This is a genomic window from Streptomyces halobius (assembly GCF_023277745.1).
GTDB lineage: Bacteria > Actinomycetota > Actinomycetes > Streptomycetales > Streptomycetaceae > Streptomyces > Streptomyces halobius.
The window spans coordinates 1104066-1118929 of sequence record NZ_CP086322.1; the positions used below are offsets into that span (position 1 = coordinate 1104066).

Sequence of the window (14864 nt, forward strand, 5' to 3'; positions counted from 1 at the left end):
GAGGAGTAGGGGAGAGACGATGAACGGGACGATCACGGCGGTGGCACGGCTGCGTGCCTGGGTCGGCCACGGCGGTGGCGGAGCCCGCCAGGGCAGGCTCGCGCGCGGGCTCGCCCTCGTGCTCCTGGCCGCGCTGTTCGTGCCGGTCCTCATGATGGCGAGCTCTTCGCCGGCGTCCGCGGACGACGAGAAGGAGCGCGACAACTACAGCCTCTACCAGCTGGCTTCGAATGCGAGCTCGTACTTCAGCGAGGAGAACTCGCCGTCGAACGACGAGGACATGCATGAGAACTGGAAGCCGGTCACGAGCCGTCCTTCTTCGGGTGGTTCCATGCTTGGCTACGCCGACCCGGAATTCAGTCTGGGCAATATCGTGGGCTGGTTTTTCGCTGAGGTCTCGGGGTCCTCGCAGACAGTCACGTACGAGACCCTGGCAGCGAAGGACGACAAGGGCAACGCGAAGTACTCGGGCATGCTCGACTACGCGCACTTCGGGGCGGCGAACGCTGACCTCGGCCTGGACACGATGTCCTCGGGCATCGGCGGCCAGATCGTCAGCGTGATCGGAGGCTCTATCATCTGGGTCCTCTACGCCCTGGCGCTGGCGGTCGGCACGCTGTTCTACGTCGTCCTCCAGTTCCTGAAGCTCATCAACCCCTTCATGTGGTTCTACCAGGCGGTCAGGGCGGTCAATCCGACCTTCGCCGACGGGATGACGGGAGGTGACACCGGAGGCGGCGCGCTCTCGGGCCTCCAGCACTGGATCAGCGGCTGGTACGGCCTTCTCGTCGACATCTCGTGGCAGGCGCTGGTGCCGATCTTCATCGGCTTCCTGCTCATCGGCCTGGTCATGTTCAAGAAGATGGACCGCGGCTCGGCGATCAAGAAGCTGATCGTGCGCGTCGTCTTCATCGGCGTCGGCCTGCCGCTCATCGGATCGATGTACACCAGCGTGCTTGACAAGTTCGACAACTCGGTTCTCGGCCAGCATGCCGGTCCGACGCGCGTCGTGCTGAGCACCTATGTCGACTTCGAGGCGTGGATGATGAACGACCGCCTCGGGATCCCGGACCAGGCCACTGTCTCCTGGAACGGCGACCAGGCGAGCTCTGACGCGGTGATGTCGGTGCGCACGAGCGCGCTGGCGATCAACAAGCAGTCCCACGGAGCGACATTCAACGGCATCGGCATCGGCACGAAGGCCAACGACGCCGAGTCGGCCTGGAAGGACGGCACGGTCTCCGTCGGCACCGGTGCGTCGGATGACTTCAAGGCGGTGTTCTCGACCTTCGGGATCATCGGCAAGTACATCGGCAGCAACGAGATCGCAGCTTCCGACTTCGAGTCGGGGATCAAGACCTCGATCACGCAGCTGGACGAGAGCGCGGATGTCAAGAAGAGCTGGTTCGTCGACAAGGACAGCTACGGCGACGTGGAGGAGTTCGGTGAGGAGGAGGGGCCGAAGCCGGTTGATCACCCGGTGATCTCGACCGACGGCACGGGCCTGACCTCCTCTCGTCCCGGCAAGGACTCGACGGTCTTCACAACGACCGGGACGAAGAGCAACTGTGGCTTCACGGTGGGCAAGACGCCCTCCTCGTGCAACCTGTCTCCCCTAGCGGCGTACAACTACCTCAACACCGGGTTCAGCCCCAGCTCGCTGAACATGTACAGCTCGAACAACGCCACGTCCGGCTTCACCCGCGAGAACCACATGGCCGTCAGTCAGGTGGGCACGGGGCCGGCGAAGTTCATGTACTGGTCCAACGCAGCCATGGTCCTGGGTTCCATCGTCCTGCTCGGCTTCTGGTACGCCATCGGCATGCTGGCCGGCGCGATCAAGAGGACCTTCGGCCTCGTGGCAGCCGTGCCGTTCGCGACGCTGGGCGCGATGGCCGCGATCGCCAAGGTAATCGTCTACTCCATGGCGCTGATCCTGGAGGTCCTCGTCACGCTGTTCATCTACCAGTTCGTCGGGGAGTTCCTGATCTCGGTCCCGGACATCATGGCCGGGCCCCTGTCGAGCCTCATGAGCCCGGGCGGCCTGTGGGGCAGCGCTGCGCTCGGCGGGATCATCGTAGTGATCCTGACGCTCATCTCGTCGCTGCTGATCATGGGCATCACCTTCGCTCTGCTGCGGGTCCGCAAGACGGTGCTGCAGGCGATGGACGAGGTGGTCACCAAGCTCGTGGACAAGTTCCTGGAGACCAACACCGCGCCGAAGCCGGACAAGGGTGGGCTGATGCCTGCTCTGGCCACAGGTGCAGGGGCTGGCGCGGGTATGGCTATGGGCAACAAGCTCGCCAACGGGTTCAACAGCAAGACCAGCGGCCCGGCGTCTCCGAGCACGGGCAAGCCCGCGGGCAAGACGGCGTCGACGAACGCCGGTGGCACGAACGGCGACGCCACGGCTCTGACCGCGGGCAAGCAGGCGCTGGCCCTGGAGGGCGGCGAGGGTGGCCCGGGCGATCCGAACAGCCCAACGCTGGACGGTGGTCCTGGTGGCGGTGGCTCCGGTGGCGGAGGCAGTCCTGCTGGTGCTCTGGGCGCGTCTGGCCAGGGCGACGGTCCCGACGACAAGGGCGGTCCGCTGCAGTTGACCAATGGCGGAGCGGGCAGCTCACACTCGGACAAGCAGACGGCACAGAATCTGAGCAATCAGGGCGGCCTGTCGAATCTCGGGTACAACTCGGGCGGCGGCAAGGTCATCCCGGGTGAGGTTCTGGCCTCGTCCACGGAGCCGTCGAGCTCGCGCGGTGGCGCTCAGGGGCAGAGCAGCGCTGACAGCGCTGGTTCTGTTCCGACCAGCGGAGGCCGTAAGGCCGTCGCCGGTCAGACGGGCCCGACGCAATTCGGCACGGGTACCCAGGGTGCGCAGAGCCAGCAGGGCAGCAACCAGCAGGCTGCACCGCAGCGCTTCAGCGGCGGAGCTACTCCTGGTCTTGTGCCTGTCTCTGCTTCCGGGCAGCCGGCCGCGCCGAGCACGCGTCCGACACGCTCCGCTCAGGGCACCCCGGCTCCGAGGCAGCTGGGAGCCGAAACGTCGGCTCCTCGTCCCGTGGCCGCTCCGGTTTCGGGTCAGACTCCGGCTGCGCCTGGTGCGCAGACTCCGGCTCGGACGCAGGCAGCGCGTCAGCCGGGTTCGATCCAGGAGTCGACGCCGACGCCGCGCCAGACGCCCGCCCCGCGGGCTCAGGCTCCGCGGACGTCGGCTTCTGCACCAGCTCCTTCGCCGCAGCAGGCTCCGGTTCCGCGCCCTCGTCCCCGTCCGCGCCGGGTGGCCGATCCGGCTCCTCAGAGCGTGGAGACCCCGGAGCCGCAGCAGCGGCCGGCCGGCGGTCTTCGCCGGGGCCGGCGCGAGAAGCCGCAGGGCTGACCGGGCGAGCGTGGAGGGCTGACGCACCCGGTGAGGACGACCATTGCGATCGTCCTCACCGGGTGCGTCGTCTTTTGCGCGGCAGGAGGAGAAGGGGAAGAGCATGAGACTCGGATCGAGGCTTCGCGGCGAGCTCCCGCGCGGCTGGTGGCGCTCGGCGCGATGGTGGATCACCGGGATCCGCGACCTGGCATTGAGCACTGCGGCGGCCTTGGCCACCGTGGTGTTCGTCGGCGAGATGATGCGCGCTGTGCGGCATCGCGACGAGCCGCGGACTCTGGCGCGCCTGTCCGGCACGTTCGAGGGGTACGTGGCCAGCCTCTTGGTCAACAACGCAGGCTTGGTCGTTCTGGCCACCGTGGCGATCGAGGACGGTCCGCCTGTGGTGCTGACGACGTTGCTGGCTGGGTGGTGTCTGCTCAACATCGCCATCGGTGCCACGGTGTTCGTCGTGGTGGCCCGGTCGAGGATCCGGCAACCGGCAGCGTGGGCTGAGCTGGATTTCGTCGAGCAGCACGCGCCGAAGTACGGCCGGCCACCGGAGACGATTGAGGAGTACCGGGCGCAGCAGCTCCAGGAGTAGGTGTCAGAGAAAAGACAGAACCCCGTGGACGTGATATCCACGGGGTTCTGTGCTGCCTGGGTGGTGCTGCAATCAGCTGTGCTGGTCGCAGTCCTTGGCCATCAAGGCCTTCGCCTGGTCGCTGTCGGCGGGGATGAGCTGGACCTGGTCGATCGAGTAGGCGAAGGTGTACCCGAGTGTAATCATGCTGTTCGACATCGAGATCGAGCCGGTTCCCGGGTCAGTGCCTGTCTGGTCGGAGCCGTTGACGTCGTCCCAGAGCACACTGGTCCGGCTGTCGTTGATCGTGCCGGTCGAGAGAACCTGGTACCGACCCTTGTCGGTCTTGCCGTCCTTGACGATCGAGCCGTGCTTGATGTCGTCGAGGGCCTTCGTGGTCAGCTGGCACTGCTGGTCGCCAGCGGTGACGTTGATGTACGTGATCTTGTGGCCGTCGATGGCGGCGACGCCGCCGCGCGCCCCGTCGGTGATGGAGATGTAGGCACCGTCGAAGCTGGAGGCCTGGCTGCTGCTGGGGCTCTGCGAAGAAGCAGCATCGCTGCTCCCGCTGCAGGCGGTGAGCATGAGAGCACCCGCGGCCAGGGCCGCGGCGGACACGGCGATCCTGGTCCGCGTCGCACGTGCGGTCCTGGTGGAGTTCATGATGTTCTTCCTTCGCTGTGGAGGCTGGGCTGATGGCGTCGGCGGAATCGTAGGCATCTGACGCGGCGACAGCAGGATGAGGACCGCAGCAGCCAGCATCACGACCGACAGCAGCGCCAGGAGCACCACGCTCGCCCCGACGGAGATGTAGCGGGCGCCGCTAACGGCGCTCATGGTCCCGAAGCCGTCGATCATGCCGATCAGGCCGGCGACGATGCCCACGACTCCGGTGGTGATGCGGGACCAGTTCGCCTTGCGGATGACTGCCACGACAGAAGCGGCGATGGCCACGAGCATGATGAAGAGCAAGAAGCCACCCTCACCTCCGGCCTCGTCGCTGAAGTAGTTGACCGAGAAGCCCATGGCTGAAGCGACCGGCATGAACAGCGAGATGATCGCCAGGAATGCCGCGGCGGGAAGGGTGAAGGTGGCCAGCCCCCTCAGCTTGGCCAGTCCCGGACGCGAGGTGCTCTGTTGCATCGAGCGCGCGGCGCTCTGCGCGGCGGGGGCAACGCGGTTGCTGAGGAACTCCTTGGCTCCAGAGTTCTCGACGGCCGGCGCGACCTTGGTGTTGCAGAAGTCCCGGGCACCGTTGACGACTTGCTTGGCTCCGTCGGCCATCTGCTGCATTGACGGATCACGAGGCCGGCGCTCGGGAGCGATCAGTCCGGCATGAACGGCGGCCTGGTACTCGGACATCGTCGGCTCGCGGTGATGCGTCTGCTGGAACTCGGCACCCCACTGCTCGACCGTGACAACGGGCGGAACCTGCGGTCGCGGCGGCACGACCTGTGTTGCTGTTGCATGGCCCTGTGTCGGCTGCTCGGGTAACTGAGGCTGATCCTCAGTCATGATCGCCCCGCTTTCTCTCGTTCAGTCCTGCGTGTCCAGGTGGTGCCCTCTTCACAGGGACCAGCGTCTCGGCTCCACAGTTCCACACTGCATCCCCGAGCCCCGGATCTCGGCCACGCCCGGGAGCCGAAGCTGGCCCCCTTGAGGACCACCTGACCGATTTCCGAGCTTTCTTCTCGTACATCAGCACTTGCGAAGGCATTCGCAAGTGCACTATCAGTATTGCAGATTGATGTACCAGATGTACCACCTTAACGACAGAAAGCCAGCCAAAGTCGCCTATGGATAGGCGACTTTGGCTGGCCAGGACTCAGCTGTCAGGCGTCTTCTCGGAGGTTGTCGAGTCGATGCTCAGTCAGCGCCAGTGCGACTTCGGACTGGTTGAGCGCGTGCTCGCCGTCCTGGATGCGCCACTGAAGACGCTGCATCGGCGGGGCGTCTGCTTCCTGGAGCGCTAGGGCCTGTCCGACGGATCATGTGACTTCTCACGCTCCGGCCCGTTGGCATGTTCATGGGGCGGGGAGATCTTACGAACGGAGAGTGGGCCCGGTTGAAGCCGCATCTGCCGAAGTCCGGGCAGCGCGGTGGCCGTTGGGTCAGTCACCGAAGGGTCATCAACGGGATTCTGTACCGGAACCGGACTGGGGTGCCGTGGCGGGACCTGCCTGCCCGTTTCGGGAAGTGGAAGACGGTATATGAGCGGCACAGACGTTGGTCGGCGGACGGCACGTGGGACAAGATCTACGCGGCCGTCCTGGCCGACGCGGATGCCGAGGGCCGCATCGACTGGTCGATGGTGAGCGTGGACTCCACCACCTGCCGGGCCCACCAGCACGCCGCGGGAGCACGCAAGAGATCCCCGCGGGTGCCGGGAAAAGACGCACGCCCCGGCAGCACCGCCCCGATGAGGGACTCGGACGCTCCCGGGGCGGTCTCACCTGCAAGATTCACCTCGCAGGGGAAGGCGGACGCCGCCCTCTGGCCTTGCTGATCACTCCGGGCCAGTGGGGCGACGCCCCGCAACTCATCCCCGTAATGGAACGTATCCGTGTCGGTCGGCTCAGCGGCGGACGCCCCCGCACCCGACCGGACCGCCTCGGCGGCGACAAGGCCTATTCCTCCCGGCGTAACCGCCGCTACCTGCGGCGACGGCAGATCAAGCACACCATCCCCGAGCCGAAGAACCAGCGGGCGAACCGCCAACGCCGCGGCAGCAAGGGCGGACGGCCCGCCGGCTTCGACAAGACGATCTACAAGCGCAGGAACGAAGTGGAGCGGACGATCAATGCCCTCAAGAACTCCCGGGCCGTGGCCACGAGGTTCGACAAGCGCGCCTACGTCTTCCACGGCACCGTCACCGTTGCCGCGATCCGACTGTGGCTCAGGACGTGATCAGGCGGCCGGGATTCAGAGCCACCGCTGTGCCGACTCGACGCTGTCCCCGACACTGGTGTTGAACGCAATGGCGGCCTGGGGCGCATGGCGCCGGATCAAGTTCACGATCTGTTCGAAGAGCGGAAGCAGCGGCTCGGTCTTGCGGATCCCGCCGCCGACGACCACGACATCCCACGGCTGCTTGGTCAACGATGCGACGAGGGTAGACTCGGCCGATTCGTCGAACACGATCAGCGTCATGGCCGCGTCGATGCCGTGCTCACCGAACCGGGCCAGCTCCGCATCGAGCGCCGCGCGAAGAGCCTCTCCGTCGACGCCAGGTATCGCTTGCGGGTCGTAACCAACAATAAGTGCAGAAGACATGCGGCCAACCTACCGAGCCCTACCCGAACATGATCCGTCGGACAGGCCCTAGGTCACCGAGCTCGCGCAGCTCCGCGTACGCACCCTGCAGTTGCTCCTCGTGGTGCGCCGACCGAACCCTGAGGCGGGCGACCCGCTCTTTCCACCAGCCCACACGCGACTCGCGGTCGAGCGTGGTCTTTCCTTCGAGCCAGGCGCGGAGCTCGACCTGGTCGACGTCGCCGGGGAGCCCGGTGGCAAGGGGTCCTTCGGGTTCCGGCATGTCGATGGGGATGTGCGACAGCAGCATCGCGGGGGTCGTGTCGAGCGCATAGGAGATCGCGACGAGGTCATCGACGGTCACAGGACGAGCGCATCGCTCCATCTCCGCGAGGGCGTCGGCCGAGATCGGGTGATCGAGCATCCGGAGCACATAGGCCAGCTCGTCGACGGTCAGCTCGCGCAGCTGGCGGTAGTGGGTGATGGCGTCGGACACAGCAAGGGACGTGGGAAGGGACGACGGCATGCATCGATCATAGGCGCGCTCGGCGCGGCCCCCGGGTGAATCGTCACATAGTCCTGAGTCGTCGCCACATAGACGCACGACAGATTCCGGGAGTCGTAGCCTCCGCGTTCCCTCGGATTGAGGGTGGGTGCCACAAGAGGCGCAGCTTGGCGAAGAAGCTGAGGTCGGTCTTGTCGTCGCAGCCAGTTCTGCGCATGTCCCGCTCAGTGGCGCTCATTGAGTCGCAGTCGACTATCTATTGAATGACATTTCGACTCGTGTTTTAATAGAGCGACAATAGGCATTCGGTTCACTCTATACAAGGCAGGCAACATGTTCAGGCGCGACTCTTCCGCTGATTGCGGCGCGGTCGTGACCGAGCATGCCTCCTTGCCGAGTCGAGTGCGAGTCTCCACCGCCGCGTCTCGCGCAGTCTCGCTTCGTCCGACATCGCCTTACGGCGCGACGCCATGACGACCGAAACTCAGGCCCCGGCCGCACACCGGAGGAAGGCCGCGTAAAACCACCGGCGCGGGGAGGGGGCTACTCGGACTGCGCATCCGTGCTGCGGTCCGCTTCCACCAAGACTTCCGACCGCGCGTCCGCCGGCCGGAATCCACCACAGAAAACCCAGGAGGGTTCATGAGGTCTGTCATGCGCAGGGCCGCCACCGCAACTGCGGCTGGCGCGCTACTGCTTGGCGGCGCCGTCACCATGGCGCCAGCAGCGTCCGCGGCCCCCGGCAGTGGAAGCTGCACGGGGAAGCCGCCGTCTATCGATGTCCACACCTACGTCGAGTCGTCGAACGTGAAGTTCAGGACCGGGCCCGGCACCAAGTACACGGCCAAGGGTCTGCTCACCAAGGGCACGAAGGTCTACCAGCCCTGCACCAGGGGTGCTTGGTCGTACATCAAGGTCAAGACCGGTCCCCACAAGGGTGAGAAGGGCTGGGTCGCGGGCCGGTACCTCGCGATCCACATGGAACTGCCCTAATCCAGCTCAGCCCTACGGATCTGCTGTCGGACCGGGCGCCGGAGTCAATGGGAGTGACTCCGCCCGCCCGTCCTTGAGCGGTCTGCCCCCGCCGGGTGGGCGCGGCCAACAGCGTTGTCTACAGCTGGGCCCCGCCTCGTCTCAGGCTTCCAGCCCCCGGTGCTGCGAGCACCGGGGGCACCGCCTCTCGCCACACTTACGACAGGAAACCTCTCATGCGTCGCGCAATCCTGACCCGCACTCTGACCGTGGCCGGCACTCTCGCCGTCTCCGGCATCGCTGCCGCGCCGAGCGCGCAGGCCGCCGCGTCCGCGTGCAGCCATGACTGGTCCGGCCCGCAGATCTGCATCACCACTGACGGTGACTCCGGGTCAGAGAACCCTGGCCACGTCACGACGGCCTGGACCAACCCACCGAAGTCGCGGAAGACCGCCACCGTCTACATCACCCAGCCGGACGGCTTCACCTACAAGATCAAGGCTAAGCGCTCCGGCGGGCAGATCATCGGCCACACGGTGCCAGGAGCGCAGCGGAACGGGAAGCTCTGCGCCCGATACAAGGGTTCCAGCCACACGGCGTGCGTAGAGATCATCGACCGGAACTGAGTCCGTTTCCCCGCAGGCCCGTCGCGGACCACAAGCCGCCAGTGGGATCGCCAAGGAGGAATGGAGGGCGCGACCAACGCTGCGAGGCAGCACCCGCGCCCTCCCCTCCCCTCCTCTCCATGGCCGCCGAGCATGCGGGCGAGCCGTCGGAATCTCGTTCTACCAAAGCTGAAAGGGGCCCCGATGCCCTCTAAGTCGCTGACCCCGCCGGTGTCGCAGGTGGACTCCGCCACCGCGGACGCCCTGTCCAAGCGATTGTTCGACTCCGAGGACTTCGGGCAGGTCCACGAGCCCTGGCGGCAACTGATCGCCACACCCGAATTCCGCTACGAGCCCGGCCTGTCCCCCCAGCAGCGCACCGCGCTCTCCTATCGACGCCTGCGGGCCGTCAACGCGATGCTCGCGCACTCCACCGAACTGGCCAGCGACGCGGTGCGTCTGGCCGGGGCTCACGAGTGGATCGCGGCCGTCGACCCGACGTGCGCTTCCCTCATCTCTATCCATCACAACCTCTATGTGGGTTCACTCGCCGAGGCGGACGAGAATCCCCTCCGCGTCGTGGACCGTGATCGTATTGGCGTGTTCCTGACCACCGAGACGGGTGCAGGAAATGACGCCGCGGAGCTACAGACGACGGCGACGTGGGATCCCGATAGCGACACATTCGAACTGCACACGCCACATGCCGCTGCGCAGAAGCAGATGCCCAACACATCGCCGCTCGGTGGGGGTAAGGACGGGGTGGTGGCCGCCCGGCTACGTACCCACGACACTGACCACGGCGTGCTCCTTTTCCACGTCCCCATAACCGACGATGACGGTCGCCCCCTTCCCGGGATCCGCATCCGCCAGCTGCCCGACCGATCCGGCGATCACCCTCTCGACCATTGCCTCACCTCTTTCGACCGGGTCCAACTGCCGCGCCACGCACTGCTGGAAGGCGACCACGGGCGACTTGACGCCTACGGGCGATTCACCAGCAGCGTCGAGAACCCGCGGGCCCGGTTCTTGGTCAGCATCCGCCGCGTGACCGCCGGCAGACTCGCGATGAGCGCCAGCAGCATCAGCATCGCGCGAACCTCGCTGGACATCGCGACGCGCTACGCGCACCACCGCTACATCTCAGGCCGCCCCAACCGCGTCCCCATCGCGGCCCACCGCACGCACAGCGCACCCCTTATCTCCCGCATCGCCCAGGCGTACGCGATGACCCTCATTCACCGTCAGGTCCTGCACTCCTGGGCCCAGCACGACGAGCATGACCGCGCTCCGATCGAGCGAGACATCGCCATCATCAAAGCCTGGAACACCTGGAGGGCCAGGGAGATCGCCACCGAATGCAGGGAGCGCTGTGGGGCGCTCGGGCTCTTTCCCGGCAATGGCATCGCCGGACTCGCCTCGGCCGTTGACGGAGCGATCACGGCTGAAGGTGACAATGTCCCCATCATGGTCAAGGCCGGGGCCGAGATGCTTTTCGATCACGAGGTGCCACCCGCCGCCCCTGCGGTGACCTCGTTGAATGAGCAGCTGACCGGCATGCCGGAACTGCGCCACCTGCTCGCTGTGGCCGAGGAAGCGACTTTTGCCCGCGCCCGCGCCCGCTTCTGTGAGCACCCCCGCGGGCTCGCCCGATGGAACCGGGCCGGGCTGCCTGCTGTGGAGGCGATGAATCTCCATGCTGCCGGCATGGCAGGTGACGCCTTCATCTGGGCCGCCGAGGCATGCCGGGGCCCACAGGAACGGTATCTGGTCGGGCAGTTGGGCCGCCTCTTCCTCCTCCAGCAGCTTGCGCCTCACACCGGGCCGCTCATGGCCGATGGGCACCTCACTGGCGACGCCGTCAAGACGGTGCCCGACGCGATCGAGGAGTGCATCGCCGCGCTGACCCCTCACATGCTCACCCTCACCACAGCGTTCATGACCCCCGACGGCTACCTCGCCGCTATCCCCATCGCCCACCCCACCTACCAGCAGGCTCTTGACGACCCTGAAGCCCACTGGAACCGCGGCACCGGCACCACGCAGGACGCCGACCTCCCCGCCCGGGAAGCCACCCCGTGGTCTCTGCTCGCAATGCGGGCCGGCACAGCGAGCCCGAATGCCCCTCACCGGAGCCGGTCTGTCGCGTGACGCCGCCCACGGCCCGTACAGCTGAGCCCAAACCCACAGCCTTCGCCAGCACAACCATCGCCTACGTTACGGAGACCACCACCATGAGGACCCTTCTGCACAAGACGGCCGCCGCCGCGGCCACGGGCACCCTGCTGCTCGGCGGCGGCATCGCCACCGCGACAAGCGCAAACGCTTCCGACGCCGCTCCGACGGCCAAGGCGGATAGCTTCAACCAGAAAGTGACCTGCACGAAGGGAGCCGTACGGTCGAAGCCATATGGCAAGGGCAGCGTCAGGGGGCACGTGTACCAGGGTTCGGGCGACTGGGGCCACATCACGGCCTCCGCACTTTTCAAGAGCGGTGAGATGAAGGGCACCATCGCCTACTGGTACGGCACCTGGCACCACGGCAAGAAGTCCGCCAAGGGCTGGGTCTACCTCAGCTGCGCGGACCCACGCGAGGAATCCTGATCCCGCACCGAAGCCTGTGCCTTGGTCCGTCTACCGATCGGGGCACAGTGCTTGGGTGTGCCAATTGGCACACCCAGCGGGAAGCCGGGGTCGAGGCCACGCCGCAGTCGCGATGCACCGTCACGCGACATTAGCGGCACGTACCAAGTTCAGGACCCGCTCCATCCTCCAGACCGCCCACCTTGGAGACACACCCATGACCACTCCGCCGCCCCAAGGCGCGCCCTACGGCCCTTCGCCCGCGTACCCGACCGGGCACCCCGCGGACCTGTCGGCGGGGCAGCAGCCATCCCCCTACGCGCACCCCAGCTACGGGCACGCGGCCAGATATCCGGCCCACCCTGCCCCCGTGCCCGGTTGCCGGAGCTGCGGGGCACCGGCCGCAGTGAACTTCTCCGTCCGTGCCCATGAAGGTCTGCTCGTGGTGATGCGGTTCCACAGGCTGGACGGCCCCTTCTGCCGGAGCTGCGGGCGCTCGGTCGTACGACAGATGACGACCAGGACGCTCGCCCTGGGATGGTGGAGCCCGCTCTCCCTTGTGGCGCTCGCGCCGTTCACGCTTCTCTGGAACCTGACCGCTTACCGCAAATTCAGCAAGCTCCCCCCGTCCACACCCACACCAGGCCGAGAGTCGATGGACGAGGGTCCACCAGTGCTGCGACGGCCGTTGGCATATGTGGCACTCATCCCGATGGCATGGGCCCTATGGTTCGCCACCGGGATGATCACGCACTACAGCTGACGCGCCTGACACACCGCCGTCTTGACCTGCCGCATCTGCGGTGCGCAGCCGACCGCCGCTGTGTACCTCCGTGCGGACAGCCGGTCCTGCATCGGCCGTCGACGCACGTCGTGCTCGTCACTGATCTGGGCGCCGCCTGCATTGGAGTTGATGTGTCAATGAAGTTGTTTATGCAGCGGACAAGTAGCGCACTCCACTATGTGGGCAACATTCTAGGGACATCCATATTGGTAGGGGGTTACGTGCTGGCCGCTATAGCAAATCGGAGATTCTGGCAACGCTCAAAGCGACACCCTTCTCACTAAGCGTCCAGATAAGGCAGAGTTGGTATTCTAGACCGAACGGAGGCTATAGGTCATGCAACCCCAGCACTCTCTCCCACAGAATGCAGCGCTCGCCCAAAAATCAGAGCAGAGCCAGTTCGTACTTGCATTGAGCGGCATCGGGCCGGCACAGGCCGTTGGTCCACTTGGAGAAGGCGTCCAGGGCGGCCGGGTAGTACTCGCGGAGCAAGGATCGTAGCTGGTTGGAAAGCTGCTGCCGGTTCCAGATCGCGTCCTGCTGGGCGCGGGCCAGGACGGCGACGGCGCGGGCCAGGTCCGAGTCGTTGGGCAGGGCGCGGTGGGCGTGCATGTCCGTGCGGAGGATGTTGGCGAGGACGAGGGCGTCGCCGGGGTCGGACTTCTTCCGCGAGACCGAGTGACGATCTCTGTACCGGGCAGCTGCCATCTGGTTGATCGCGAACACCTTGCGCTTGCCGGTCCGCAGCACCGCAACCAGCAGACCCCGGGACGTCTCGATCGCCACCGGGATCGGGTGGTCCTCGGTGTCGCCGTACTCGGCGAGCAGGTCCAGCAGGATCCGATAGCCAGCCGCATCGTCGGTAATGTGCCGCTTGGCCAGCAGCTGGCCGCTGTCGTCGACCAGGGCGACGTCGTGCGTCTTCTCGGCCCAGTCGATACCGCAGTAGATCAAGTTGCTCCTCCCCTGAGCAATGGATGTTTACGCTGGTCACGAGCACATGCGGGCCACGCAGCGACCTAATCCCAGGACTCGACACCAGGTCGGTCCGCCACCTCAGCAGCCGTTCGTGGCACCAGCTCACCCCACGGGCCTCGGTCTATCCGGGAGCTCGATCGGCTCGGGCGTAACGAGAGATCACCGCGCGGCGGGCTCGCACCACGAAGATCAACGAGCGAGCGCAGCAGTAGGTGGTGGCGGCCACGAAGACGCCGAACGCCGCCGATCTACACGTAGACGTCGATCGCCTGGTTCTCATAAGGCATCCGCCCGGCGCCCACACGACCGCCACCACCACGAGCACCAGGACCGCGCACCCTGTCTACGTTGAGGCATTGCCTGCCCGGCTGACCGTAGATGTCACGATCCGGCACTCGAACGTCCCGAGAGCCAACTGCTCCCTGCGGGACACCCTTAACTACGGATTAGGTACTCATCTGCAACCACCTCCAGGACGACCTTGGCCCGGAGCCAGCATGCTGTTGGATCTTGGTGGATAACTCGCCCGCTGTGGATAACTCGGCCGCCCTCGAAGGTGACGTACGGGCATAGCGAAGCCCCCAGCCCGGTGCGCGGGCTCCCCCTGCTCACCCGACTCTACGGTCCGGCTCATTTCGCCGAAACACGTCCCGAATGGAAGATCACTGTCACACTGGGGAACCCCGCCGACCTCCCCCAGTCGGCGGGGTCTCAACGCATCAGGCGGCCTTCGTCCACGGGGTCGAGGAGCGGGCTGCCTCCGTCCACAGCGAGAGGAGACGGAAGTACTCCTCGGTCCGCCGGGCGCAGACGGGTTCCTCCATGAGGCGGCGAATCTCCGCGTTTACCTCGTCCAGCGCCGGGCTGCACGGCCGGGAGGGGATAGTCATGGCGCCAACGGTACGGGCGTGCACTGACATTGGCCCGAGTCTGGGCCTCGACCTATGCCCGGTCCGTGACGCCCTCGCCCCTCTGAGTCGCAGGGTCGCGCGCGGCGCATTTTGGCTTGACTCAAGCACCCCGTCCTAGGAATGGCGGTTGCTGCAGAGGGCACGAAAGAGACCCGCGACGGCAGTATTTGGTTATATGCGGGTTCGTACAGGACATGGTGCGGATGGCCACAGCGGCCGGAGTGAAGCTGTCCGAACCACAGCAAGAGAAGCGGCTGCACGAACTCGGACCGACGCCCTGCAGTCGCCGGTCTTAGGCCGTGTCCGGTGGGTCTGGAGCCGTTCGCCTGACACCCAT

12 protein-coding genes and 1 pseudogene are annotated in these 14864 nt (G+C 66.2%); 8 read left to right on the plus strand and 5 right to left on the minus strand.

Annotated features, from left to right (window positions below):
- The first annotated feature begins 19 nt into the window (after positions 1 to 19).
- Both K9S39_RS05330 and K9S39_RS05335 read left to right on the plus strand, forming a co-directional pair.
- Positions 20 to 3376: a hypothetical protein gene (locus tag K9S39_RS05330; protein WP_248862211.1), complete on the plus strand. Its 3357-nt coding sequence runs from the start codon at positions 20 to 22 to the stop codon at positions 3374 to 3376.
- A 103-nt stretch (positions 3377 to 3479) separates the two neighbouring features.
- Positions 3480 to 3959: a hypothetical protein gene (locus K9S39_RS05335; RefSeq protein ID WP_248862212.1), complete on the plus strand. Its 480-nt coding sequence runs from the start codon at positions 3480 to 3482 to the stop codon at positions 3957 to 3959.
- 72 nt (positions 3960 to 4031) lie between these two features.
- Here the strand turns inward: K9S39_RS05335 and K9S39_RS05340 are convergent, their stop codons facing one another.
- Complete coding sequence (locus K9S39_RS05340) at positions 4032 to 5453, minus strand: hypothetical protein (protein ID WP_248862213.1); 1422 nt, start codon at positions 5451 to 5453, stop codon at positions 4032 to 4034.
- Between the two features lie 511 nt (positions 5454 to 5964).
- Here K9S39_RS05340 and K9S39_RS05345 point away from each other — a divergent pair.
- Positions 5965 to 6845 (plus strand): IS5 family transposase gene (locus tag K9S39_RS05345; RefSeq protein WP_248861923.1). Its coding sequence is split into 2 segments (ribosomal slippage): positions 5965 to 6325 and positions 6325 to 6845, totalling 882 coding nucleotides; the frame shifts between segments, so codons are not numbered across the junction.
- Between the two features lie 15 nt (positions 6846 to 6860).
- On the opposite strand, the gene K9S39_RS05350 is transcribed toward K9S39_RS05345, so the two are convergent.
- On the minus strand, positions 6861 to 7211 hold the full coding sequence (locus tag K9S39_RS05350; RefSeq protein ID WP_248861924.1) for a hypothetical protein: 351 nt from the start codon (positions 7209 to 7211) through the stop codon (positions 6861 to 6863).
- A 19-nt stretch (positions 7212 to 7230) separates the two neighbouring features.
- The gene (locus K9S39_RS05355; protein ID WP_248862214.1) at positions 7231 to 7716 is read right to left on the minus strand and encodes a DNA-binding protein; all 486 of its coding nucleotides are present in this window, start codon (positions 7714 to 7716) and stop codon (positions 7231 to 7233) included.
- Positions 7717 to 8337: 621 nt separating this feature from the next.
- On the opposite strand from K9S39_RS05355, the gene K9S39_RS05360 reads away from it, so the two are divergent.
- The 5 genes from K9S39_RS05360 (at position 8338) to K9S39_RS05380 (ending at position 12617) form a co-directional block, all read left to right on the plus strand.
- Entirely contained in the window at positions 8338 to 8688 is a 351-nt protein-coding gene (locus K9S39_RS05360; RefSeq protein ID WP_248862215.1) for an SH3 domain-containing protein, read from the plus strand.
- 215 nt (positions 8689 to 8903) lie between these two features.
- The gene (locus K9S39_RS05365; protein WP_248862216.1) at positions 8904 to 9293 is read left to right on the plus strand and encodes a hypothetical protein; all 390 of its coding nucleotides are present in this window, start codon (positions 8904 to 8906) and stop codon (positions 9291 to 9293) included.
- Positions 9294 to 9476: 183 nt separating this feature from the next.
- Positions 9477 to 11423: an acyl-CoA dehydrogenase family protein gene (locus K9S39_RS05370; protein ID WP_248862217.1), complete on the plus strand. Its 1947-nt coding sequence runs from the start codon at positions 9477 to 9479 to the stop codon at positions 11421 to 11423.
- An 83-nt stretch (positions 11424 to 11506) separates the two neighbouring features.
- Positions 11507 to 11875, plus strand: coding sequence for a hypothetical protein (locus tag K9S39_RS05375; RefSeq protein WP_248862218.1), 369 nt, complete (start codon positions 11507 to 11509; stop codon positions 11873 to 11875).
- Positions 11876 to 12071: 196 nt separating this feature from the next.
- Positions 12072 to 12617, plus strand: coding sequence for a hypothetical protein (locus tag K9S39_RS05380; RefSeq protein ID WP_248862219.1), 546 nt, complete (start codon positions 12072 to 12074; stop codon positions 12615 to 12617).
- 438 nt (positions 12618 to 13055) lie between these two features.
- Here the strand turns inward: K9S39_RS05380 and K9S39_RS05385 are convergent.
- Positions 13056 to 13592 (minus strand): annotated as a pseudogene (locus K9S39_RS05385) (IS110 family transposase); the annotation flags it as partial.
- A 743-nt stretch (positions 13593 to 14335) separates the two neighbouring features.
- On the minus strand, positions 14336 to 14506 hold the full coding sequence (locus K9S39_RS05390; protein WP_248862220.1) for an AAA-like domain-containing protein: 171 nt from the start codon (positions 14504 to 14506) through the stop codon (positions 14336 to 14338).
- Positions 14507 to 14864: the final 358 nt, after the last annotated feature.